Consider the following 23,919-nt stretch of genomic DNA (forward strand, 5'->3'; position numbering starts at 1 on the left):
GGCCCCTGCGGGCCGGGCCGGAACCGTTCACGGCCGGAGCCGGTGCGCGCCCCCGACCCCCGTGACGGGGGCGTGCACCGGCGTCCCGCCGGGCGGGGCGGGGCGGCTCAGCCGAACAGGTCCGCGAGCATCTCGGGGCCGATCGGGATCGGAGCGGGGCGGTAGGCGGGAGGCTGCTCGCCCAGCAGCTCGCGCACCAGGAAGTCCCAGCAGCGCGTGCGGACGTAGGCCAGGTGGTCGATGAACGTGTGCTCGGCTCCGGGCAGGACGAACAGCTCGAAGTCCTTGCCGGCGGCGACGAGCCGGTCGGCCAGGCGCAGGGTCTGCTCCGGGTGGACCTGGTCGTCCATTTCACCGTGGATCAGCAGGAGCTTGCCCGCCAGGCGGTCGGCGAGGTCCACGCTGGAAGTCCGGGCCCATGCCCCGGGGTTGTCCGCGCCGTCGTAGGACTCCACGAAGCCGGCGTTGAAGTGGCGGGCGTCGTGGGAGCCGGAGAGGGCGACCCCCGTCTTGTACACCTCGGGGTGGTCCAGCATCGCGCGGGCGGCGGCGAACCCGCCACCGGAGTGGCCGAACACACCGACCCGGTCCAGGTCCATCCAGGGCCGGTCCCCGGCCAGCTGCCGCAGCGCCGCGACGTGGTCGGCCAGGTTGCCCGCGTCGGCGAGGCGGCCGTAGGAGGCGTCGTGGAAGGCCTTGTCGCGTCCGGGGGTACCCCGCCCGTCCAGCGCCATCACGACGAAGCCGAGCGCCGCGAGGGGCTCCGCGTCGAGGCCCATGCCGCCGGGATCGAAGCTCGGGGCGACCCGGTTGACCTGGGGACCGGGGTAGACGTTGTCGACCACGGGGTAACGCCGGGCCGGGTCGAACCCGCGGGGCCGGTAGAGAACTCCGTACACGTCCGTGACCCCGTCGGCCGCCTTGACGCGGAACCGCTCGGGCGGTGTCCAGCCGGTGGCCGTGAGCTTGGTGGTGTCGGCGCGCTCCAGTTCGACCAGGACCCTGCCCGACCAGTCGCGGACGGTGGTCACCGGCGGGGTGTCGACCGTGGAAGCGGAGTCGATGAAGTACGCCTGATCGCCCGGCAGGGTGACGACGTGGTCCAGGACGTCGTCCGTGACCCTGGCGAAACCGGTGCCGTCCAGGCCCGCCCGGCACACCGTGCGCCGGTACGGGTCCTCCTCGACCATGCCGGAGGCGGTGAAGTACACCACACGTTCCGCCTCGTCGACGCGCAGGATCCGGCGCACCGCCCATTCGCCGGACGTGACCTGCCCGAGCAGCTCGCCGGTGCGCAGGTCGTACCGGTAGAGGTGGCCCCGGCCGTCCCGCTGCGAGTACCAGAGGACCTCGTCGGCCAGCAGGTGCACGATCGGAGGCTCGTAGGCGTACTGGTTGGGCTCCACCCGGGTGTCCGCGCTCTCGCTGAGCACGGTGGAGACCTCGCCGGTGGCCGGGTCCATCCGGTGCAGGGTGAGCGTGCGCAGGTCCCGGGGCCGGGCGAGGTAGTAGACGGCGGAGCCGTCGGGGGCCCACCAGGCCCACTGTGCGGCGACCGGCGACATCACCGGCATGAGCAGCGGCTCGGCCTGCGCGCGGACCACCGTGCCCGTGGCGACGTCCAGCACCACCAGTTCGGCGCGGGGGACGTTCTCGTCGCCGGGGTGGGCGAACCGCTGGGTGTGCGTGCGGGGCGCGCCGCCGTCGGCGGGGCGCGACTCGACGAGATGGGTCAGGCGGACCTCGCGCTGGTCCGTCCGGTGCGCGAGGACCTTCGTGGAGTCGGGCGACCAGGCCACGGCGGGCGGCAGGTACGGCAGGCCGATCTTGCGCAGCAGGGTGGCGTTGGCGGTGCTGTCCGGGCCGGGGCCGTAGGCGTGGTCGGGGGCGCCGTCGGTGGTCAGCGGCCGGTCGGCGCCGTCGGACAGCGAGCGGGCCCACAGGTCGTGGCCGTGCCGGTGGACGGCGGTCTTCCCGTCGGGCGAGACCACCTCCAGCGGGTTGCCGGGCGGGGTGAACTCGGCCTGTTCGCAGGTGTATTCCGCCAGTTCACAGCGCCAGTACCCGCCGAACGCGTCGAACTCGACGGCGCCGTCGAGCAGTACGATGCCCGTGAAGGGCAGGGCCCCGGGGTCGGCATGGTGCCCGGAGGCGGCGGCCAGCGCGGCGGCGAGCCGTTCGTGGTCGAAGGCCGGCGCGCGGGTGCCGGCGGCCGGGTCGACCAGGACGAAGCGCTTGCCGGCGCCGTTGCTCACCGCGTACCAGAAGCGGGTGCCCCCGTCGGTCCACTGCGGCCTGATCTTGTCGCCGACGACGAGTTCGCCCGGGTGGGCGGCCCTGCGCAGGAGCTGTTCCGCGGCCTGGTAGTCCTGAATGGTGCTCATGCCTCGATGTCCTTCGTAGCTGCCGGTCTTGGGGAGGGTGGCGCCGCGCGGGCGCCGGCCGGCGTCAGAGGCCGCGGGCGGTGATGTCGCCGTGGGCGGTGGTGGCACGGATGTTCAGCGCGGCGTCGGCGCCGGCGGTGTTGTTCAGCGTGTTGTCGATGCGTCCGTAGCCGGTGCCGGCGTCGAGGGAGGCGGAGACCCCCGGAGCGGCGGCGACCGTGATGTTCCCGTGTTCGGTGCTCAGTACGACCGTGCCGCCGACGGCCTCGCCGACCCGGAGGTCGCCCTTCTGGGTGCGGATCTCCGCCGGGCCGCCGAGTCGGGCGACCGAGACGTCGCCGGACTGGAGGGTCAGGCGGGCGCTCCCGGTCTCGTCGAGCTCCACCGCGGCACGCGCGGCGTCGAAGACGACCTCGCCGAGGCGGCCGGTGCTCCGCAGCTCCGCGTCGGCGGCCTTCGCCTCGACGCGGGAGCCGGCGGGCAGGTGGACGGTCACGTCGAGGCGTCCGGAGGAGCCGAGGAGCTGGTTGCGGGCGGCGGGGGCCGTGATGCGCAGGACGCCTTCCCCGTAGGCGACTTCGGCCTCCTGCGCGGCCTTGATGTCGCGGCTGCTGCTGGCGTCGGCGGGCAGGACCTCGACCGTGGTGTCGGTCCGGTCGGCGGCGGCGAGGCGGATCCGGGCCGCGGGAACGTCCAGGACGGCCGAGACCGGAACCGGCGTGTCGAACTTCTGCATCGTGCTCTCCCCATTCGCTGTTCGCTGTCTTCCGGACCGGGTCGCGGGAACGCTCCCGCCGGCCGGAGTCTCCCCCGGGCGTCGCCTGCCGCCGACGGCGGACCGGGCTTGTTCCCGGGCCGCTCCCGCCACGGGCCGCTCCCGGCCCGGGCCCCGTGCGGGGCGGGCGCGGGGGCGGAGCACTCGGGCGGCGGCGCGCGGCGCGCCAGAACGGACATCACGCTATCCGCGCGCGGACCGCCCGGTGAGGGCCGTGCGCGCCAGGCGGGGGACCGCCCGCGCCACCGGGGGACTTTCCGCGCCGTCTTCGGGTCATCTCACGCCGGGCCGGCGTAGTGATCTTGTGCCGGGATCTCGTCTATGCTCGGCGCCCGTGGTCTCACACGCACATCAGGGGACGACGTCCTCGGCCCTCGCCCGTCTCAACGTCAACGCCGCGCGCAGGCTCGGCATACCCGGCAGCGGGTACGCGCACCTGCTCGGTGTGGCGCCCGAGCACCTGCACGACGACCTGTGCCGGCCGCCGACGCTGACGAGCATCCGCATCGCGGAACTGATGACCGTTCACGCGCCCTGGCCCGAGGTGGCGCTGCTGATGGCGCAGGAGTCGGAGGTCGGCTCCCTCGGCGTCTGGGACTACCTGATCACCTGCGCGCCCACTCCGCTGGAGGGGATCCGGGACGCCGCCGCGTACCTGGCCTCCGTGCTGGACATCGGCTCGGACAGCCTCCGGGTCACCGAGGACGGCGGGCACGTCCGCGTCAGCCACCTCAACGGGGCCGATCTGACCTACGAGGCCGCGTCCGCCGTGCGCGCCTGCGCGCTCGGCCTGATCCAGCGGCGGCTGGCCCACGCCGCCCGGCGCCCCCTGGTCCCCGTGCGCGTCGCCCTGGCCACCGAGGCCCCGGCCGACCACGCTCCCCTCGTCGAGCTGTACGGCACGCGCGCCGTCGACTTCGAGGCGCCCGTCAGCTCGATCACCTTCCTCGCCGCCGACCTGAGGGCCCCCGTGCCACACGCCCAGCCGGGCCTGTCGGTGGTGCTGCGCCGGCACGCCGAGCAGGCACTCGCCTCATCGGTGCCGCTCAACAGCTGGCTGGACCTCTTCCGCACCGCCCTGGAGTCCGCGGCCGGGAGCGCCCCGCCGACGCTGCCCGGGGTGGCGCTGCGCATGAGCATCAGCACCCGGACCCTGCAGCGGCGGCTGGAGGAGCACGGCACGACCTGGAGCTCCGAGGTCGAGGACCTCCGCCGGACCCACATCACCGGGCTCCTCCACGACACCGACCTGAGCATCGACGCGATCGCCACCCGCACCGGCTACGCCGACGCCCGTGCCCTGCGCCGCGCCGTGCGCCGCTGGTACGGGCAGACGCCGGCGGCCCTGCGCTCCGGACGTCACCCGGCGGGTTCCGGCAGGTAGACGATGCTGGGGGCGCCCGTGGTCGGGTGGACCCCGATGCGGGTGCGGACCCCGTAGACCTCCGCGAGGAGTTCCTCGCGCAGTACCTCGCCCGGTGTGCCCGCGGCGACGACCCGGCCCGCCGACAGGACGTACAGCCGGTCGCAGAAGGAGGCCGCGAGGTTGAGGTCGTGGAGGACGAGGAGGGCGGTCGCGGGCAGGCCGCGGACCAGGCCGAGCACCTCCAGCTGGTAGCGGATGTCGAGGTGGTTCGTCGGCTCGTCCAGGGCCAGCAGGCCCGGCTCCTGGACGAGGGCGCGGGCGATCAGGGCACGCTGGCGCTCGCCGCCGGAGAGCTCCTCGAAGCGCCGCTCCGCGTAGCCGGCCGCGCCGACCCGCTCCAGCGCCCCGGCCACCTGCCGCCGGTCCTCGGGGCCGTCCTGCTCCCAGAAGCGCTTGTGCGGGCTGCGGCCCATGGCGACGACCTCGCGGACGGTCAGCCCGAAGGTGCCGGTGGCGTCCTGCGGGACCACCGCCACCCGCCGGGCGCGCTCCTTGGCGCCGAGCGCGCCGGCGTCGGCCCCGTCCAGGAGCACCCGGCCGGCGGTGGGCCGCAGGGTGCCGTAGAGGCAGCGCAGCAGGGTGGTCTTGCCGCTGCCGTTGGGCCCGACCACGCCGACCGTCTCGCCGGGGCGGGCGGTGAGGTCGACGCCGTGCAGCAGGGTGTGCCCCTCCACCTGGTAACGCAGGGCCTCGACGGTGAGTTCCGCCGGTCCGCGGGTCATCCCGCCACCCCCTCGGTGCGGCTGGTGCGGCGCAGCATCCACAGGAAGAACGGCCCGCCCACCAGCGCGGTGACCACCCCGACCGGGACTTCCTCGGGGGCCGCGGCCGTACGGGCGACCAGGTCGGCCAGGACGAGGAAGACGGCCCCGGCGAGCGCGGCCACGGGCAGCAGCGCCCGGTGGCCGGCCCCGACGGCCATCCGGGCGGCGTGCGGGACCATCAGGCCGACGAAGCCGATCGCCCCGCTGTAGGCGACGAGCACCCCGATGACGAGGGAGGCGAGCACGAACACGGCCGCCCGGAAGCGGCCGGTGTCCAGGCCGAGGGTGCGCGCGCCCTCCTCCCCCGCGAGCAGCAGGTCCAGCGGCCGGGCCAGGGCGGTGAGCAGGGCGGTACCGGCGAGCAGCGCGGCGGCCGGCAGGGCGAGTTCGTCCCAGCGGGCTCCGCCGAGGCCGCCGAGGGTCCAGAACAGGGCGGTGCGCAGCTGGTCGGGTTTCGCGGACAGGACGAGGACCAGGCTGGTCAGCGCGGAGAGGATGTACTGGACGGCGACCCCGGCCAGGATCAGCCGGCCGGTGGTCATGGTGCCGCCGCGGCGGGCCAGGGCGTAGACGGCGACGAGGGCGGCCGTGGAACCGGCGAACGCGGCGGCCGGCAGCCCGACTCCGCCCGCGGCCGCGGCGGCGCTCGAACCGGACACGATGACCAGCACCGCTCCGGTCGATGCCCCGGAGGAGGCCCCGAGCAGGAAGGGGTCGGCGAGCGGGTTGCGCACGAGGGCCTGGAGCACGGCCCCGGTCACGGCCAGTCCGGCCCCGACGACGGCTCCGAGCAGGACGCGCGGCATCCGCACGTCCCACACGATGGAGGCGAAGGCCCCGGGCGTGCCCGGGCCGCCGAGGACGGTGTCGAGGACCTGGCCGGGCGGGATCCGTACGGGCCCCAGCGCCAGCCCCGCCACCATCGAGACGGCGAGCGCGGCGGCGAGCACCACCAGCGAGAGCCCCCGCCTCACGGGGTGTCGGGGTGCAGCTGGCGGCCGAGGGACTCGACGGCGTCGGCGACGCGCACGCCGAGCACGGCGGAGGAGAGGGGCAGCACGGCGAACCGCCGGTTCTTGACGGCGGGAACCTCCGCCAGCGCGGGGTCGTTCAACAGCCGCTGCTTCTTGGCCTCCACGGTGGTGCCGCCGTAGTCGTAGATCAGCACGACCTCGGGAGCCCGCTCGATGACCTTCTCCCACGGCACGTCGCCGAAGGTGTCCTTGAGGTCGCCGAACACGTTCGCGCCCCCGGCGAGGGAGACGATCTCGTTGCCGATGCCGTTGCCTCCCGAGGTGAAGGCGGAGGCCTCTCCGGAGTCGTAGACGAAGACGGACGGACGGGCCCGGTCCTTCACCCGTGCGGTGACGGCGTCGACGCGCCGCTGCTCCTCCCGGACGAGCTCCTCGCCGCGCTCGGGCACGCCGAAGGTCCGGGCGACCTCGGTGATCTCGGTCTTCAGCTGTTCGAGCCCGACCGGGCCCTGGGTGCAGTACTCCACGCTCAGCCGTGACCCGATGCCGGCCTTGGCCAGCGTCTGGCGGTCCCTGCCCTGCCCCTTGTCGAAGGCGCTGGCGTAACCGCCGTACACGAAGTCGGGGTTGGCGCCGAGGAGGACCTCCTTCGAGGGGTACTCCTTCGCCAGCACCTTGATCTTGTCGTAGGCGGGCCGGTAGGCGGGCAGCACGGAGTCGTCGAGGTAGGCGGTCCCGGCCATCCGGTCCTGCAGCCCGAGGGCCAGCATGATCTCGGTGGCGTGCTGGTTCATGGTGACGGCCCGCTCGGGCGGCGCCTGGTAGGTGCTGCTGACACCGCAGTTGGTGACGGTGTACGGGAATCCGGGCGCGGCCTGCGCCCCGGCGGCGGACCGCTCGGCCCCGGCGGGCCCGCCGCAGGCGGCGAGCGGCACGACAAGCGCGAAGCGCAGGAAGGAGCGCACGGCGGCGCGGACACGCGACATGGTGAGGCCTCTCCGGGGGATCCTCGTCCCCGGTCGAAGTGAAGAGGCGGTGCGTCAGTGTCTGACTCCCGGCCCCCGCGCGCGTGCACGCGGCGGCCGGTCACAGTGGCGGGACCGCACCGGATTCACACCGGTTTCCTGTCCTGCACCGCCGGGACAACCCGGCCAAGTCTGCCAGATGCGGTCTTTGCGCCCACGGGTGGGCCGTTCAGCCCGTCAGGGCCGGCATCGCCGGGATCCACCGCGCGAGCCATCCGCCCGGCTCGGCCGTGAAGTGGTCGGCGCCCCCGACCTCCCACCAGGACCGGAGCGCCGTCGTCCGCACGGTTTCGCCGGACCGCTTGTCGGTGTACTCGACGGCCCGCTCCCCGCTCGCCCGCACGGCCACCTGGCCGCGCTTGCAGGCGGCCGGGTAGTCGTTCCAGTTCACCTGCGCCTCCGACCACAGCAGTTCCTGCATGGCACCGGTGGACATGCGGTGCAGCCGCTTGTGGGAGAAGTGCGCCTGGGCGGCCATGGAGATCGAGTTGCGGACCGCGTCGCGCTGCCGCCAGACGAAGTAGTTGGCGACCTCGACGGGGTCGGACAGGGTGAAGACCCGCGCGTCGAAGAGGGCCCGCCGGCCGGGCCGGCGCTCGCCCAGGACCGCGGTGGCCAGCGACGCCGACACCGACAGCTGCTTGGCGACGACACCGCCGAACCAGGGCTCGGAGCCCTGACTGGCGAAGTCGGTGAGCAGCAGGCTGATCTCGTCGGACTGGTGGTAGGCGAAGGCCGTGCCGCTGACCTCGGCACAGAGCGCCTCGGTGACGGCGGCCATGTCCTTGACGAAGCCCAGGTCGAACGGCTTGTCCGCGTCCCGCAGGTAGGTGTGGAAGGCGCGTCCGTCGAGGCGCAGGATCGTGTAGGTGCGGCGGGGCAGCACAGCCCGGTGCGCGGCCTCGTACCGTTTCATGCGGTCGCCGAGTGCGGTCGTGTCGCTCATGCCACAGGGTACCGGGGCACGTTGGAGGGCCACTCGGAATTACCGCCGCACCCGCTCAGCCGGCGAAGCGCTCCCCGTCACTGGCACTGTCGCTGTAGCCTCGCTGAGGGCTCGCTCCCTGATGGCGCCGAACAACTGGATCGTGGTGGCGGCGAGGACGTCGTCCCCGCCGATGGTCCGCGCGTCGCCGGTGCGGACGGACAGGGCGCGGAGGGATTCCGGCAGCGGCGGGAGCGCTGCCTGCTCGCCCGGCATCACCAGGGTGACCGTGCCGAACCGCTTGATCCCGCCCTCACGGACGACCATGGCCGCGTCCCGGGCGAGGTCCGCCATGAACACGCTCGCCATTCCGTCCAGGTCGCGGACCATCGCCGGGACTGCCGCCGCCCCTCGGCTCCGCAGCAGCTTCCTGACCCCGGCCTCGAACCTGTGGGCACCGACGACAGCGCTCGGTCTGCGCGACCTGCTGCGCTTGGGAGAGGGCACGAGGACACCCTCGGCGTCGTACGTCTCGCCGGTCAGGCCGTGAAACGTCGGGCTGTGCCGGTACCACTCGCCCGCCACCTCGACCTCGACGTTCCGGCCGATCGCCGAGACGAGGTCCCGGGGGATCAGCTTCCTCCGGCCCTCCTCCGCCGCCGCTCTCATCGCGCCGTCGATGATCTCCGTCACCACGGTCCGCGTCACCGACGCGGCGGCCCGGGCGGCCGCCCGGGACACGTGCATCGGCGTCACGTCCCGGAACACCGCTTTGACGAGAGCGGGCTTGAAGTCCGGCTCAGGACGTGCGGGCCTCAAGGTCATCGGAAAGGACGCTCCCTGCTGTCGTCGACGGCACCCGGCCCCAGCAGAAAAACGGGCTCCGGGAGAGTCCTCCCGGAGCCCGTTCTACGTGAAATGCCTGGTCAGGCATGGCAGGGGTAGCAGGATTCGAACCTACGACATCTGGTTTTGGAGACCAGCGCTCTGACCAGCTGAGCTATACCCCTTCGGTGGGTCACACCCTGCCATGAAGCGGCCGGAAGATCCAATCCATTTTCCGCGTCGCCGGTGGCGGGAGCCGGGTGGGCGGAGGATCGTGGGCGGGGAGGGGGCGGATCGGCGAGGCCGGGAGGCGTGGTGCGTCACCGTCCGGGGCGTCTACTGGGGCCCCTGCTCCTGCTGCTGCTCGTCGGGGCCGGGCCCGACGGGTCCGGGGAGACCGTGTCCCTCGACGGGGACCGGCCCGGGGAGCGGCTCGACGTGACCCTGACCCGGGTCGTCGACCCCGCGGGCCGGGCCGGCTCCGAGCGGCTGGTGGCGGTGGAGCTGCGGCTGGAGAACACCGGGTCGGTGCCGTACGAGGACTCCCCCGCGCCGGCCGCGCACCTGCTCGACACCGCGGGGCAGCGGTTCACGGGGACGGCCGCCGCGACCGGTGCGGGGCCGAGCCTGCCGGACACCGTGACCCTCGCCCCCGGGGACTCGGCCTCGGGCTTCGTGACCTTCCGGGTGCCGGAGGCCGCCGCTCTGGCGGCCGTGCAGTTCGCGCTGGACGCGGGGCTGGGCGACGACGTCGGGCACTGGAGCCTGCCCTGAGCCACGTCCCGAGCCGTCCCGGGGCGTGGAGTCAAGGGGACGGAATCAGCCGGAAGTTGCTGCGACGCGTGTAGTGACTTAGCAGGCGTTCGCCAGTAGAACTTGTTCCCACTCCGTCGAGAGTGAGGAACGTCACATGAGTGACAAAAGCCTGCACAGCAAGGTATCCGGGGGTGTTTCCCGTCGCGGATTCATCGCTGGAACTGGTTCTATTCTCGGGGCGATGGCGCTGACGGTCAACGTCACCCCGGCCCATGCCGAACCGGCCATCACCGCCGCCACCGGGCCGATCGAATCCGGGGCCCGCGTCCCGGTCCTCGTGATCGGCACCGGCTACGGCGGCTCCGTCGCCGCGCTCCGGCTCGCCCAGGCCGGGGTGCCGGTGCACATGGTCGAGATGGGCATGGCCTGGGACACCCCCGGCAGCGACGGCAAGATCTTCGCCAACACCACCAAGCCCGACTACCGCTCGTACTGGCTGCGCACCAGGACCAAGGCGCCGCTGAGCAACTTCCTCGGTTTCCCCATCGACAAGGACGTCCCCCGCTACACGGGGATCCTCGATGCCGAGGAGATGGGCGGCATCATCGTCTACCAGGGCCGGGGCGTCGGCGGCGGATCGCTCGTCAACGGCGGCATGGCCGTGACCCCCAAGCGGCAGAACTTCGCGGCCATCCTGCCCTCGGTGGACGCCGAGGAGATGTACGGCACCTACTACCCGCGGGCCAACGCCGGGCTCGGGGTGGGCCTGATCGACCCCGACTGGTTCGAGACCGTGGCCTGCTACCAGTTCGCCCGCGTGGGCCGCAAGCACGCCCAGCGCTCCGGGTTCCCGTTCGTCTTCGTCCCGGACGTCTACGACTGGGACTACATGAAGCAGGAGGTGGCGGGCACCGTCCCCAAGTCCGCGGTGGACGGGGAGATCCTCTACGGCAACAACGCGGGCAAGAAGTCCCTCCAGCAGACCTACCTGGCCGCCGCCCGGGCGACCGGGAAGGTCACCATCTCGCCCCTGCACCGGGTCACCACCGTCTCCCCCTCGGACGGTGGCGGCTACACGGTCGCCATGGAGCAGCTCGGCACCAACGGGGACGTCCTCGCCACCAAGACCGTCACCGCCGACCGGGTGTTCTTCGCGGCCGGCAGCGTCGGGACGAGCAAGCTGCTGGTCCGGCTGAAGGCGACCGGCGCGCTGCCGAACCTGAACGACGAGGTGGGCAGGGGCTGGGGCGACAACGGCAACGTCATGTGCGGCCGCGCCAACCACATGTGGGACCCGACCGGAAAGGTGCAGGCCTCCATCCCCTGCGGCGGCATCGACAACTGGGACGCGGGCGGCGCCTTCGCCGAGGTGGCCCCGCTGCCGACGGGGATCGAGACGTACGCGTCCTTCTACCTCTCCATCACCAAGAACCCGAACCGGGCGCGGTTCTCGTGGAACGCGGCGGCGGGGAAGGTCGAGCTGGACTGGCAGACGGCGTGGAAGCAGCCGTCCATCGACATGGCGAAGACCATCTTCGACAAGATCAACGCCAAGGAGGGGACGATCTACCGCACCGACCTCTTCGGCACCAACAAGGTCTGGGGCGACCACCTCACCTACCACCCGCTGGGCGGTGCGGTGCTGGACAAGGCCACGGACAACTACGGCCGGCTGCACGGGCACCCGGGCCTGTACGTCATCGACGGAGCGCTGATCCCCGGCAACACCAGCGTGAACCCGTTCGTGACCATCACGGCCCTCGCCGAGCGGAACATCGAGAAGATCATCGCCACGGATCTGTGAGCAGCGCACCGGTTCCCGGGGCCGTCCGGACACTCCGGGCGGCCCCGGGCCGTACCCCGGCCGGGGCGCCACGGCTCAGCTGCCCGGCAGCACGCAGACGCTGTCGAGGCCCAGTACGTGGTTGAGCCGGCCGAAGGCCAGCCAGGAGCCGATGCTCATGCTCAGCTCCACGATCTCCAACTGGCTGTAGTGCGCGGTCATCCGCGCCCAGAAGTCCTCGTCGAGGTTGTGGTGGTCCAGGGCGTAGCGCTCGGCGTACTCGGCGGCGAGCCGGGTGCGGTCGTCGAACGCCTTCGTGGTGCGCCATTCGGTGACGGCGTCCGCGAACTCCTCCTCGACCTTCTCGCCGTCCCGGTCGGTGCGCCAGTCCAGGCAGAAGACGCAGCCGTTGATCTGCGCGATGCGCAGCCGCGCCGCCTCGAACTCGCGCAGGCCCAGGGTGGTGTGGGCGTACACGGACAGGGAGAAGTTGGCGGCGGCCATGCCGATGCCGGGGACCATGTCCCCCCACACGTACTCGATCGGGTGCTGTCCCTCGGGGATGTCGATCCTCATGGCTGTTTCCTTCCGAGTCTGCCGACTGCGGGCCGCAGCGGGACGTCCAGGGCGTCGTAGAGGCCGGGTTCCGCGGCCACCAGCCAGTCGATGGCGCCCACCAGGCGGCCGACTGCGGTGGCGTTGCCGCCGGCCGAGCGGTTCTCGCCCTCGTCGGTGGCCTCGACGGTGACCTCGATGCGCGGGCGGCCCTCGATGACCACCCGGTGGGCTCCGGCTCCGCCGTCGGGCGGTACGGGCCAGTCGGGGGCGCAGGAGGGGTGGATGCGGGTGACGTGCTCGATGACGATGCGGGGTTCGCCGCCGACGACGCCCTGCACCTCGAAGCGGATGGCGCCCTGGGTGCCGGCCTCGAAGACGCCCATGGAGGGGGTGGTCACCGTGGTGTCGAGGGCGCGGCGCTGCGAGGTCTCGCGTATCTCGTCGAGTTCGACGCCGAGGGCGCGGGCCATCATCCGGACCTGGCCGCCCCACACCATGGTGGGGATCGAGGGCATCAGCATCATCGGCTCGTAGTCCATGGGGTGGCCCATGCCGACGAGGTGGCGCACGGAGTCCGGCTGGTCGTACGTGGAGTAGTCGAAGATCTCCTGGCAGCGGATGGCGTCCACGGTGGTGCCGAGTCCGCTGATCAGCAGCGGGAGCACGTCGTTGCCCCAGCCGGGGTCGACGCCGGAGGCGAAGAGGGAGCCGCCGCCCTCGGCGATCGCGGCCAGGACCGGGTCCCGGAACTCCGGCGGGGCGCTGCGGTGGTCGTAGAGGGGGTAGAGGGCGGGGCTGACGACGACCGCGCCCGCGGTGATGGCGCGGGTGATGTCGGCGAGGGCGTCGTCGGGGCGGATGTCGCCGGAGGCCGCGTAGACGACGGCGGCCGGGCGGGCGGCGAGCACCGCCCCGATGTCGCAGGTGGCCGCCACCCCCAGCCGGTGGCCGAGCCCGGCGAGTTCGCCGGCGTCGCGGCCGGCCTTCGCGGGGTCGTGGACGATGACTGCCGTGAGTTCGAGCGCCGGGTGGGCGTCGACGGCGCGGATCGCCGCGCGGCCGACGTTGCCGGTGCCCCAGACCACCGTGGGAATCATGCGCGGAGGGTAGCGAGGGGGCGTGGAGGTGCCCAGCGTCGTGAAGGAGGTTTTTCGGACGGGGCGGTGGCCGGTCCCGGGCCGCGGCGTGCACGCGGGTGAACGCCCCCTTGACCCAGATGGTCCAGACCAATACGTTCCCGGGTGGGACGGGCGCCGCCGGTGCAGGGCCGCGCCCGTCCCCGCACGGCTCAGGAGCACCACTCCCCCGCATCCGCAAAGGAAGCCCATGCGTCCCACGCGCCCCATGCGCCGCAGCACTCTCGGCCGGCTGGCCGTCGCCGCCTGCTCCCTCTCCCTGCTGACCGCCTTCGCGCCCGCCGCGGCCGCCGGGAGCGGGACCGTGGACCGGGACGCGGCGGGCGGGCACGACCGCTCGTACCGGAAGGTCGGCTACTTCACCCAGTGGGGCGTCTACGGGCGCGACTTCCAGGTCCAGGACCTGGAGGCGAACGGCACCGCCGGCAAACTCACGCACGTCAACTACGCCTTCGGCAACATCGGCGCCGACGGCAAGTGCTTCACCGGCAACGTGGCGGGCGAGGCCGACGCCTGGGCCGACTACGCCCGCCCGCTGGACGCGGCGAACTCCGTGGACGGCGTCGCCGACACCGCCGACCAGCCCCTGGCCGGCAACTTCAACCAGCTGAAGGAGCTCAAGGCCAAGCACCCCGGCCTCAAGGTGCTGATCTCGCTGGGCGGCTGGAGCTGGTCCACCCACTTCTCGGACGCCGCCCTCACCCCCGCCTCCCGCAAGGCCCTGGTCCGCTCCTGCATCGACCTCTACCTCAAGGGGAACCTGCCGCAGGACGGCGCCCGGGGCGGGGCCGGCGCCGCCGCCGGGGTCTTCGACGGCATCGACCTGGACTGGGAGTGGCCGGGCTCGGAGGGCGACACCGACACGAAGTTCCGGCCCGAGGACAAGCGCAACTTCGCCGAGCTGATTCACGAGTTCCGCACCCAGCTCGACGCGTACGGGCGCGAGCGGAAGCGCCCGTACGAGCTGACGGCCTTCGTCCCGGCCGCCCCCGCCAAGATCGACGCGGGCTTCGACGTCCGCCGCATCATGCGCGACCTGGACTTCGTCACCCTCCAGGGCTACGACTTCCACGTGTCCGGGGAGAAGACCACCGCCCAGCAGTCCGCGCTGTACGCCCGGGGCGACTTCAGCGTCGACGGCACGGTGGACTCCTGGCTGCGGCGCGGGGCGCCCGCGCGGAAGCTGGTGGTCGGCATGCCGTTCTACGGGCAGGGCTGGACCGGGGTCACCGGCGGCGGCGACGGCATGGGGAAGCCGGCCTCGGGACCCGCGCCGGCGAAATGGGCCGCCGGGTACGCGGACTACAAGGAGCTGAAGGAACTGGCCGCCTCCGGCAGCTTCCAGGTGCACCGCGACCGGCGCGGCGGCCACGCCTGGCTGTTCGACGGCACCACCCTGTGGACGTACGACGACCCGCAGGTGCTGCGCACCAAGGCCCGGTACGTCCGCGAACAGGGCCTGGGCGGCGCCATGTTCTGGTCCCTGGACGCCGACACCGCCGACGGCGAGCTGACCACCGCCGTCGACCAGGGCCTGCGCGGCCGCTGAACCGGCGCCGCCGGGCCGAGGAGAATCCGTCCGTCCCGGCGGCGCCCCACCACGTACCCTCCCGGCATGAGGAACCAGACGGTACGGGCGGTCAACCGGCTCACGGCGCGCTGGGCCGCCGAAGCCTCCGGCGGGGACGGGGGCACGGTCTTCACCGCGGCCGGGGTCTGGCCCCTGCTGGCCCTGCTCGCGGACGGGGCGGGCGGCCCGGCCCGCGCGGAGCTGGAGGAGGCCCTCGGCATATCCGCCGGGGACGCGGCGGGGGCCGCGCGGGAGTTGCTGGCCGCGCTGGCCGGCGTACGGGGCCTGCGGGCGGCGACGGGCCTGTGGGCCGGGGCGGACCTCCCGCTGGAGCCGGCCTGGCTGACCGCGCTCCCGGAGGGCACCCGGGGCACGCTCACCGGCGACCCGGACGCCGACGGCAAGACGCTGGACGCGTGGGCCTCCGAGCGCACGGACGGGCTCGTCGAACGCATGCCGGTCGCGCTTCCGCAGGGCCCGGACGCGGTGAGGCTGGTCCTGGCCTCCGCGCTGGCGCTGCGGCTGAAGTGGATCCAGCCGTTCGAGGAGTGGCCCCAGACGGTGCACGAGGGCCACTGGGCCGGCCGGGACCTGGTCATGCTGTACCGCACCACGTCCCTGCTGGACCGGGTCAAGGTGGCCCACGGCCCCGCCGGTGCGGTCACCCTGCTCGAAGTGGTCGGGGACACCGGGGTGGACGTCCACCTCGTCCTGGGCGGGCCGGACACCCCGCCGGGCGAGGTCCTGACGACCGGGATCGAGGCCGCCACCAGGGCCCGCCCGTCGACGGGCGCGAGTCTGCTCCCCGACGGGAACCCGGGCCCGGGCCTGACCCTCAGGACGGTGCGCTCCGAGTCGCCCGAGCCGCGGCTCGGCATCTCGACACCCGCCTTCGAGGTCCGTGCGGACCACGACCTCCTGGCCCACGCACGGCTGTTCGGCCTGGAAGCCGCCGCGGACCGCGGCTCCGGCAGCTTCCCCGGGATCAGCTCCACTCCCCTGGCCGTCGGCTCGGCGCGGCAGTCGGCGGTCGCCCGCTTCCACGCGACGGGCTTCGAGGCGGCCGCGGTGACCGCGTTCGGCGCGGTGGGGGCCGGCCTGCCCCGCCTGCGCTACCGCACCCGCCACGCGCAGGCCCGCTTCGACCGCCCCTTCGGCTTCCTGGCCGTGCACCGCACCTCCCGCCTGGTCCTGGCGGCCGGGTGGGTCACGGACCCCCTCCCGTACGAGCAGCCGGACCGGGAGGCCGAGGAGGCGGAGTTCTGGGAACAGTAGGTCATCCGAGGCCGGACGTCTCAGGTCCGGTGACGTCGACGATCAGCCGGGGCCGACGGGGCCGGCCGAGGTAACCCAGTTCGGCGAAGCGCTCGCGCAGCCTCTCGCCCAGCGCGGACGGCAAGGCTTCGTCCCACGGCGTGACCTCGCGGAACAACTCCGGCAGCTCGCGCAACAACACCCCTCCCTCTCGCGGCAGTTCGCCCTGCTCGCGCTCCGGCACCCTGGCCATGTAGAGGTTCTGGCCGCTACCTGGACCGGGGCGTCCGTGGGGAGCATGGGGGACGAGTGGTTCAGGGGACTCTTCCTCCGTGCCGGGGCGCCGCAGGGTGACGCCGACGTCGATGAACCACAGTTGCCGGCCGCAGGTGCTGACCTCCGGCAATCGGAAGCGGCGGAGCAGGCCGCTGACCGAGATGCCCCGCCCCACGGTATCGTCCGTGGTCAGCAGGCACGGCAGATCGTCGGGGCCGGTGAATCCGTGTCCGCTCCAGAAGATCAGGAGCAGCTCCGCGTCGGTCCGCGCGGCCGTCTCCTGGAACAGGGCGTTCATCACGTTCTCGGCGGTCGCTTCGCGCGTCGGGACCCCCATCCCCTCCGTCACCTCGCGGTTCCGTTCCAACGGGGAGACGAGCGCCGTGACGTTGTCCGGCGGCACCCCCTGGGCGAGCAGCCAGTCGGTGATGCCGCGGACGCCCTGCGCGGGACCGTCGAGATCGAAGTCGTCATTGCCCGCGGTATACGTCTCCACCCCGACGACCACGGCGTACGTGCGGCTCCGGGACGGTGAGGCCACCACCGGCTCCGGTGCCGCCGACACGGGAGCCGCCGTCCACTGCCGCTCCAGTGCGGGGTCGTTCCACACCAGCGCGACGGACGTCTCCGACTCCTGCCACGCCCGCCTGTGGAGGAACATCACCCTCTCGGGCAGGCTGCCGCCCATGTCGAGCAGGCGGCTGACCTCGTCCCGGAAGCGGGCCAGGTTTCCCCCGTCGCGGTTCCACAGCACGGCCGGGATCCCCGCCGCTTGGGCGACCCGGAACTGAGCGGCGTAGCGCCCGCTGCCGGTCGGGGGGCCGTCGAGCACCACGCAGAGGAGACGGTCGTCCTCCCGCAGCCTGGCCTTGAGCGCCGACGACGCGGCTTCGCCCATGGCCCAGTGCACCTCGGAGGGGCCGACCCGCCCGTCGGCCGCGAGCAGGCGGTTCCAACGCTCGTACCATGCCCGCCGGTCCGGGTCCGGTGGGGGGCACCGGAACACCACGGGGTGGAGCACTCCGTACGGCTGGTTCCCGAGGCCGGTCCACGTGTCGAAGGGCAGGTCCAGCAGGTCCTGGGGCACCTCGACCGTGATCATGTGCGATGGCGCCTCCGAGGAGATCTCCGCCCAGCCGGCGACCATGGCACTCGTCACGTGCCTTCTGAGCGACTCGATTCCCTGGTCGTGATAGGCGACGATCAGGCGTCGGTCGCCGAGCGTCCAGGCCTCCACCGTGTAGGGGTCCGGGCCGGCCCCGCTCCTGCCGATCCTGAACAACAGGCCGTTCTGCGGGACCGGCCGGGCCGTCTCCTCGTCCGGCGGGACGGTGGCCGGCTCCGCCCCCAGCAGCCGCAGTACGGCCCTGCTCGCCGCGGCGAACGGCAGCAGGCCGGCCGGGATGCGGGCCCGGCCCTGCTCGGCGGCGACCGCGACGGGGTGCCCGGTGCCCGGTGCGGCCTCCGCCTCGGCGAAGCGGCTGAGGGCGAAGTAGACCTGCCAGGCGTCCTCCGCCGACAGGGAGGTGCGGAGCTCCTCGCGCACTCCGGGCCGGAACCGCAGGCGCAGCTCCCCCGACTCCGTGCCGGGGACGTGCTCGAAGAGGTCGCTCACCACCAGCTCGGCGAGGACGTCCACCCCCGAGGCGGGTTCCATCGCCGCCTGCACGGCCCGCAGGACGGGCAGCGACAGCTCGTTCTGGGGGCTGCACAGGACGGCCAGCCTGCGGGCCTGCGGGGACGAGACCCGGCGGAAGGCGTCCACCAGCAGCTCCGGTTCCGCCACCGGGAGCATCGGGTACGGCTCGGGGTACGGGTCCTCGTCCTCCGGGTCGGGCGGGCGGCCGCCCGGGGGGATGAGGACCCCCTCGCAGGCCGAATCCCCCACGGCCATCAGCGTCCCGGCCCAGGTCTCCGCGGCCGCGGCCGAGATCCCCGCCACCGGGCAGGGCAGCCAGGGGCCCGTCACGTCCGGGTAGGCGGCCGCGAGGAGCCGGCGCAGTCCGTCCGGGACCCCGGCGGCCAGGTCGGCGGAGCGGGCTCCGCGTCCGGAGGCCGCGATGGACACCACGGGACCGTCCAGGCCGGTGTAGGGCCACAGCGTCCGCGGCAGGGGGTTGAGCAGGACCGTGGCCGTGGACCGCGTCCAGTCGCGCAGCATCCGCCAGGTGTCCGGCGCGTGCCAGCCGTCCGCCACGCAGTCGGAGAGGACCAGCAGCAGTGCCCGGCCCTGTGCGTCCCGGAGCCGCGCGGGCGGTACGGCCCCGCCGTCCGGCCCGAGGAGGACGGGGGCGTCTGCCGGGCCGGGGCCCAGGCTCCAGCGGCGGACGGTGCTGAAGGCGCCGAGGCGTTGCAGGAGTACGTGGAGGTCGTCGGCCGTCTCCCGCCAGACCTGCATGGAGGGCGAGGCGTCCACGACCAGGTCGAGCCGGAACCATCGTTCGGGCAGTGCGGTGAACACCGGGGTCAGTTCTTCGGTCCGCGCGTACAGGTCGACCGTCGCGTCCACGTCCAGCCCGCGTTCCCGCCCGCCGGGCCGGCGCCGTCTGAGCGGGCGCAGGGCACGCGCCAGGGCGGGTCCGTCGGGCAGGGCGCTGCCGCGCCGGATCCGGCCTGTGACGGCGGCGAGGGTGCCGGGGCCGTCGGGGCCGCCGCCCGTGTCGTAGGTGCCGGGTCCCGCTCCCGGCGGGTACGGGGCGTCGGGGCCCGGTGTCTCCTCGGGCTCGGCGGGGTCGGCGTACGGCGGCGGGGCGGGGGCCGGTCCGGCGCGGACGCCGGCCGTGTCCGCCGCCCCTCCGCCGTACGCCGCGTCCCCCATGGCGCGGGCCAGCCAGAGGGCGTCGGCGATCGCGACGGGGTCGACGTCGGCGCCGACCCGCCGCAGTGCGCGGATGAGGGCTTCGAGCATGTCAGGGGGCGTTCAGGTCGTGGAGGAGGAGTTCGACCAGGCGGGCGCGGACCGGGTCGTCGGGTTCGAGGTCCCCGGTGACGAGGTGGACGGCGTTGAGGAGTTGGTCGGTGGCCAGGCTCTCCCGGCGCGCGATCCTCGCCTCGAACGCGGCCAGGACGCCGGCCGCCTGCAGGGCGGCGGCCTCGCCCAGGTGCGCGGCGACGATCCCCGCCAGCCCGCGGTGGTCGGGTTCGGGCATCCGGAAGCGGATGCAGCGGCGGAGGAAGGGGGGCGGGAAGGTGCGTTCGCCGTTGCTGGTCATGACGATGAAGGGGAACTCGGTGCAGGTGACCTGGCCCTTCGGGATGGTGGCGGTGGCGTCCGAGCCCCACAGCCGGACGTCGGTCTCCTCGGCCGCGTGCCGGGTGAGCTCGGGGATCTCGAAGCTGCCCGACTCGATGACGTTGAGGAGGTCGCCGGGCAGGTCGATGTCGCTCTTGTCGATCTCGTCGACGAGGAGCATGCGGGGGCGGCCCGACGGCGCCAGGGCGGTGCCGAGCGGGCCGAGTCGGAGGAACCTGCCGATGTCGTCGTCCTCGTTCCGGCGGGTGGCGTCCAGGCGGCCGAGGGCGTCGTAGCGGTAGAGGGCTTCGGTGAGGGTGCTGTGCGAGGTGACGTGCCAGGTCAGGACGGGGCCGAGGGTCAGTTCGTGGGCGACGGCCGTGGCGACGGTGGACTTTCCGGTTCCGGGCGATCCGGTGAGGAGCAGGGGGCGGCGCAGGCACAGGGCGGCGTTGACGGCCTCGGGCAGTCCCTCGGGGGGCCGGAAGGTGGCGGCGGCGGAGGCGGGTTTGGCGAGGCGCCAGGACGGGGGCCGGGGCAGCTCGTCCGCGCGGGCCGTGCCGTCGCCGCGGTAGTAGGGGGTCCAGTTCATCGTCGTCCTCTCGTGCGGCCGTCGGCGGCCGTCCCGATGCCGGCTGTGTGCGTGCTGGTCGTGCGGCAGAACGCGAGCCAGGGCTCGTCGTCCCAGACGGCGCGGAGCCGGGACAGCGGCGGCGCCGCGTCGTCGGCGCAGGTCCAGGCCCTGCGGTAGGCGTGGGTGAACCCGCCCGGCAGGGTCACCCACCGGTCGCGCACGTCCTCCTCGACGGCCGGCCAGGCGGTCACGGGGCGGTCCTGCCACAGGAGGATCGGGAACCGGGCGAGGAGCACCTCGAACAGGTCGTCCGGGTCGGGGTCGGCGGGTGCGAAGCGCAGGCCGAGTGCGCCGGGGTAGTCGTTCCTGCCGAGGCGTTCCTCGAAGTCGTCCCGGTTCTGCGCGGTCGCGGGGTCCACCCAGTCGACGCTGCCGTACACGGCGTCGCCCAGGTCCTCGACGTGGCGCAGCCGGTACGCGGCCTGGCGGGACAGCCGGCGCAGGTGGCCGGGCGGCTGGATGCGGGCGCCCCAGTGCAGGACGACCTGGTGGTGGGCTCCGAGGCGGATGCCGACGTCGGCCTCCTCGGGGCGCCAGTGCAGGAGCGTCCTGGCGGGGAGGGCGATGTCCACGCGGTGCAGCAGGGTGGCGCCGAGGATGCCGTCGGCCCATTCGAGGATGTCGGCCAGGACGTCGGCGAGGTCTTCGGGGTCGGGCGGGCAGGGCGTGGTGGGGCGGGTGTGGGTGGGGCGGCCGCGGCCGTCCACCAGCCAGGCGTCGGCGGAGCCGGGCCGGTTGTCGGCCGGTGTGGTGGCGCGCAGGTGCACGACGAGCCGCCGGCGGGCGTCGTCGGCGGGGTTCCTGAACCGGAGGTGGAGCTGTTGCGCCGTGGCGAGGTCGTGGCCCTCGCGGCGGCACCAGTCGGTGAAGGCCTCGTCCCCGATGTCGACCCCGGCGGTGGCGGCGAGGCGGACGACGAAGCGGAGCAGGGTCGCGCGGCCGTCGGGGTCGTCGACGGGCCGGTGCAGGACGGCGGCGTCGAGGTGTTCGGCGAGCCCGTGGGGCCGCAGTCCGAGGGGGTCGGCGACGCAGTCGAGGAGGGCGCGGCGCAGTGCGGCCGGGTGGGCGGCCTGGGGCATCCAGGCCGCGACGAAGGCGTGGGCGGCCAGGGCCAGGGTGAGGGCGCCGGCGACCTCGCGCAGCCGCCGGGTCTCCGGGGTGACGGGGGCGGTGTCGGCGGCGTCGAGGAGGCGGGCCAGGTCCTCGGGGGTCCGGTGGGGCAGGTCGAGCTGGTCCGCGAGGACCGGGTGGGCCGCGGCGGCCCGGCGCAGGGCGGTGTCCAGGGCCTGCTCCCCCAGTGCGCTGGGCCGTTCGGGGCGGGCCGGGCCTCCGGGCCGGCCGGGGGCCGGTGCCGCTCCGGGAGGGCCCTCGGGTCCTGGTGGGGGTGCGGGGGCGGGGACCGCGTAGGGGCTGTAGAGGCCGCCGCGGTGGTGGAAGGCGATGTCGACGAGGTCGACGAGGCTCCCCCGGCCGGTGCGGGCCGCACCTTCGGCGACCGCTTCGTCGAAGGTGCGGCACAGCGAGCGCGTCCCGGGATCGTCCCCGGCCGTGACGCCGGTGCACTCGACCAGGAGGTAGGTCCCGTCGGCGACGAGTCCCGTCAGGGCGCCCCGTACGGCTGTGGCGCCGGCCGCCCCGTTGATCAGGCCCCGGCTCATGACGAGGTGGTCGCGTTCCGCGGGGCGGCCGTGCGTCCACACCGCGTCGAGGTCGCCGCCGAGCCAGACCGCCGCCAGGGCGTGGTCCTCCAGCAGGACGACGAGGGCACGCAGCTTCCTGGCCAGGCACAGGCCGGCGAACAGCAGCGTCAGTTCGAGGCAGTTGCCGCCCTGCGCGGCGATCTCGGCGGGGGTCCGGACGACCTGCTCGGCGGGGTGGAAGCGGCGGAAGTCGATCGCGGCGGTCTCGTAGCGCAGCCGCTGCGCGGCGAGCCCGTCGTAGACCGCTCGGACGGCCGCGCGGCGGTCCGCCGCACGCTGGACGTACGCCGGCCCGGGCAGCGGACCCGCGTAGCGGCGGGCGATCTCCTCGGGGTCCACGTAGCAGGCGAGGCGGGCCGGTTCGGTCTTCTTCCACTTCTCCCACCGGCCGGGCGACGGCGTCGGTACGGTCACCAGACCTCGAAGAGGTCGGTCACCGAGCGCCCTTCGAAGGACACGGTGACCTCATGGGTGCCGGGGGTGAGGCCGGTGACGGTCCAGCGGGCCGCGCCCGCGTGTTCGTCGAGGGTGACGCGGTCGGGCGGGCACGGCGGCGAGAGCGTGAGCGAGGGCGGGTGGGCTCCCGTGGTGATCCCGTGTCCGCGGCAGGTCACGACGACGGGTTCGCCCGCGGCGTGGACGTCGCCGACTTCGATGCCGAGGGCGAGCGGGTCCGGGCCCGGGGGGAAGACGCCGAGCGGACCGTCCGTTCCGGGCGGCGGGTCGTCGGTTCCCTGGAGGTCCGCGAGTCCGTTCCCGCCGAAGGCGAGCACGCGCAGGAGGCGTTCCAGTACCTCGTCCGTGGCGTGGATCGTCGAGTGCGTGGCGTTCTCCCAGCCCCAGGTGGAGCGCTCGGACAACTCGACGGGGATCGCGGCCACGGCCGGGACGCTCCGGTCCCCGGTGGCGTACCGCCGCCGGTCGGCGCCCAGGGCGGCGGGGTCCGTGGTGATCCGCAGCCGTTTCCCGTCGAACACCGCCGTCTGCGCGGTGCGGTGGCCGTACCCCACGACGGGCAGCAGCGGGGCGGCCGGGCCGGGCGAGTGCTCGTCCATGCGGCGGTGGAAGTCCTCGTAGGCGGCCGTCGCGCGGGCGGGGTCGAGCGTTCCGAGGCGGACCGGGGAGCGGTGGACGTGGCCGGGGGGCCGGCCGGGCGGTGTGCCGGGGCTCCGGTCGAGGAGCACGGGGTAGCGCGGGAGCAGCTGGTGGAGGGAGGTGAAGGCGCCGAGGACGTCGGAGACGGCCGTCAGGCGGGTGCCGAGGGCGTGCACGCCGTTGGCGAGGACGTCCAGGGCCCCGAGCGAGCCGCGGAAGGGGGTGCCGAAGGTGATCAGCGCGCGGCAGTGCTCCCAGCCGCCGAGGACGTCGAGGTAGTACTTGGCGACGAGGCCGCCCATGCTGTGGCACAGGAGGACGGCCTTGGGGCGGCCGTAGGGCAGGGTCGTCGCCCATTTGGGCAGCTCCCGGTCGAGGAGGGTCTTCAGCCTCAGCGCGGAGACCCGGTTGTCGCGCCGCCAGTCGTAGGCGAACTCGAAGTGGTTGGCCGGTGGGCCGTCGACGGCGCAGTCGCCCGGGACGAGGTCGAAGCGGGCCCGGAGGGCGCGGCGCAGTCTGCGGTACTGGTTGAGCTTGGCCAGGCCCGGGATGGTGACGGGGAGACCGATGAGGCCCGAGGCGACGATGCCGTCGTCGTGGTCGGGGTCGTCGAGGAGACGCGGGTCCCCGGCCAGTGCTTCGAGGGCCCGGCCGGAGCGGCGCAGTGCGCCGCCCAGGGCCGGCGGTGGGTCCCACACGGGGACGTCGCCCCGGTGGAGCGTGCTGCCGCCGATGCCGGGCAGCACCACGATGAGGTCGTCGAAGCGTAAGCGGCCGTGCACGGTTCCCCCCTGGTACTGCGCCGGGCCCCATCATGCCGTGCCCGG

General features: G+C 73.9%; 18 protein-coding genes, 1 tRNA gene and 1 riboswitch. Of the genes, 5 read left to right on the forward strand and 14 right to left on the reverse strand.

Going from position 1 to position 23,919, the window contains the following annotated elements:
- Positions 1–107: 107 nt before the first annotated feature.
- Complete coding sequence (locus tag ACQKM2_RS17130) at positions 108–2,384, reverse strand: DPP IV N-terminal domain-containing protein (protein ID WP_427710519.1); 2,277 nt, start codon at positions 2,382–2,384, stop codon at positions 108–110.
- Positions 2,385–2,448: 64 nt separating this feature from the next.
- Positions 2,449–3,120, reverse strand: a complete 672-nt coding sequence (locus ACQKM2_RS17135) for a DUF4097 family beta strand repeat-containing protein (protein ID WP_427710520.1) — start codon at positions 3,118–3,120, stop codon at positions 2,449–2,451.
- A 373-nt stretch (positions 3,121–3,493) separates the two neighbouring features.
- Between ACQKM2_RS17135 and ACQKM2_RS17140 the strand changes: the two genes are divergently transcribed.
- Positions 3,494–4,543: an AraC family transcriptional regulator ligand-binding domain-containing protein gene (locus ACQKM2_RS17140; RefSeq protein WP_427710522.1), complete on the forward strand. Its 1,050-nt coding sequence runs from the start codon at positions 3,494–3,496 to the stop codon at positions 4,541–4,543.
- Here the strand turns inward: ACQKM2_RS17140 and ACQKM2_RS17145 are convergent.
- From ACQKM2_RS17145 to ACQKM2_RS17170, 6 genes are all read right to left on the reverse strand, one after another.
- On the reverse strand, positions 4,519–5,307 hold the full coding sequence (locus ACQKM2_RS17145; protein ID WP_427710524.1) for an ABC transporter ATP-binding protein: 789 nt from the start codon (positions 5,305–5,307) through the stop codon (positions 4,519–4,521). The genes ACQKM2_RS17140 and ACQKM2_RS17145 overlap by 25 nt on opposite strands.
- Positions 5,304–6,323, reverse strand: a complete 1,020-nt coding sequence (locus ACQKM2_RS17150) for a FecCD family ABC transporter permease (protein WP_427710526.1) — start codon at positions 6,321–6,323, stop codon at positions 5,304–5,306. Before ACQKM2_RS17150 ends, ACQKM2_RS17145 begins: the two co-directional genes overlap by 4 nt.
- Positions 6,320–7,309 carry an ABC transporter substrate-binding protein gene (locus ACQKM2_RS17155; RefSeq protein ID WP_427710528.1) on the reverse strand — a complete coding sequence of 330 codons (990 nt, stop codon included), beginning with the start codon at positions 7,307–7,309 and terminating at the stop codon, positions 6,320–6,322. The genes ACQKM2_RS17150 and ACQKM2_RS17155 overlap by 4 nt, the downstream gene beginning before the upstream one ends.
- A gap of 35 nt (positions 7,310–7,344) precedes the next feature.
- Positions 7,345–7,486: riboswitch (cobalamin riboswitch) on the reverse strand.
- A 31-nt stretch (positions 7,487–7,517) separates the two neighbouring features.
- A complete protein-coding gene (locus ACQKM2_RS17160) occupies positions 7,518–8,294 on the reverse strand; it encodes a tRNA(His) guanylyltransferase Thg1 family protein (RefSeq protein WP_427710530.1) in 777 nt (258 codons plus the stop codon).
- Positions 8,295–8,333: 39 nt separating this feature from the next.
- Positions 8,334–9,098 carry a hypothetical protein gene (locus tag ACQKM2_RS17165; RefSeq protein WP_427710531.1) on the reverse strand — a complete coding sequence of 255 codons (765 nt, stop codon included), beginning with the start codon at positions 9,096–9,098 and terminating at the stop codon, positions 8,334–8,336.
- 108 nt (positions 9,099–9,206) lie between these two features.
- Positions 9,207–9,283 (reverse strand) — tRNA-Trp (locus ACQKM2_RS17170).
- Between the two features lie 130 nt (positions 9,284–9,413).
- On the opposite strand from ACQKM2_RS17170, the gene ACQKM2_RS17175 reads away from it, so the two are divergent.
- Together ACQKM2_RS17175 and ACQKM2_RS17180 are read left to right on the forward strand one after the other, a co-directional pair.
- On the forward strand, positions 9,414–9,872 hold the full coding sequence (locus ACQKM2_RS17175; RefSeq protein ID WP_427710533.1) for a DUF4232 domain-containing protein: 459 nt from the start codon (positions 9,414–9,416) through the stop codon (positions 9,870–9,872).
- 136 nt (positions 9,873–10,008) lie between these two features.
- On the forward strand, positions 10,009–11,658 hold the full coding sequence (locus tag ACQKM2_RS17180) for a GMC oxidoreductase (protein WP_427710535.1): 1,650 nt from the start codon (positions 10,009–10,011) through the stop codon (positions 11,656–11,658).
- A gap of 75 nt (positions 11,659–11,733) precedes the next feature.
- Here ACQKM2_RS17180 and ACQKM2_RS17185 read toward each other — a convergent pair whose 3' ends face one another.
- Positions 11,734–12,213 carry a carboxymuconolactone decarboxylase family protein gene (locus ACQKM2_RS17185; protein WP_125813502.1) on the reverse strand — a complete coding sequence of 160 codons (480 nt, stop codon included), beginning with the start codon at positions 12,211–12,213 and terminating at the stop codon, positions 11,734–11,736.
- Positions 12,210–13,292, reverse strand: coding sequence for a dihydrodipicolinate reductase (locus ACQKM2_RS17190; RefSeq protein ID WP_427710537.1), 1,083 nt, complete (start codon positions 13,290–13,292; stop codon positions 12,210–12,212). Before ACQKM2_RS17190 ends, ACQKM2_RS17185 begins: the two co-directional genes overlap by 4 nt.
- A gap of 247 nt (positions 13,293–13,539) precedes the next feature.
- Between ACQKM2_RS17190 and ACQKM2_RS17195 the strand changes: the two genes are divergently transcribed.
- Positions 13,540–14,880, forward strand: a complete 1,341-nt coding sequence (locus ACQKM2_RS17195) for a glycoside hydrolase family 18 protein (RefSeq protein ID WP_427710717.1) — start codon at positions 13,540–13,542, stop codon at positions 14,878–14,880.
- Positions 14,881–14,946: 66 nt separating this feature from the next.
- Positions 14,947–16,176, forward strand: a complete 1,230-nt coding sequence (locus tag ACQKM2_RS17200) for a serpin family protein (RefSeq protein WP_427710539.1) — start codon at positions 14,947–14,949, stop codon at positions 16,174–16,176.
- A 1-nt stretch (position 16,177) separates the two neighbouring features.
- On the opposite strand, the gene ACQKM2_RS17205 is transcribed toward ACQKM2_RS17200, so the two are convergent.
- Genes ACQKM2_RS17205 through ACQKM2_RS17220 form a run of 4 tightly spaced genes read right to left on the reverse strand, consistent with a single transcriptional unit; the run spans position 16,178 to position 23,874 of the window.
- Entirely contained in the window at positions 16,178–19,339 is a 3,162-nt protein-coding gene (locus tag ACQKM2_RS17205) for an SAV_2336 N-terminal domain-related protein (RefSeq protein WP_427710541.1), read from the reverse strand.
- 1 nt (position 19,340) lies between these two features.
- A complete protein-coding gene (locus tag ACQKM2_RS17210; RefSeq protein WP_427710543.1) occupies positions 19,341–20,255 on the reverse strand; it encodes an AAA family ATPase in 915 nt (304 codons plus the stop codon).
- Positions 20,252–22,411: a hypothetical protein gene (locus ACQKM2_RS17215; RefSeq protein ID WP_427710545.1), complete on the reverse strand. Its 2,160-nt coding sequence runs from the start codon at positions 22,409–22,411 to the stop codon at positions 20,252–20,254. The genes ACQKM2_RS17210 and ACQKM2_RS17215 overlap by 4 nt, the downstream gene beginning before the upstream one ends.
- On the reverse strand, positions 22,408–23,874 hold the full coding sequence (locus ACQKM2_RS17220; RefSeq protein ID WP_427710546.1) for an esterase/lipase family protein: 1,467 nt from the start codon (positions 23,872–23,874) through the stop codon (positions 22,408–22,410). Before ACQKM2_RS17220 ends, ACQKM2_RS17215 begins: the two co-directional genes overlap by 4 nt.
- Positions 23,875–23,919: the final 45 nt, after the last annotated feature.

This window comes from Streptomyces sp. NPDC004126 (assembly GCF_050275515.1).
Lineage (GTDB): Bacteria > Actinomycetota > Actinomycetes > Streptomycetales > Streptomycetaceae > Streptomyces.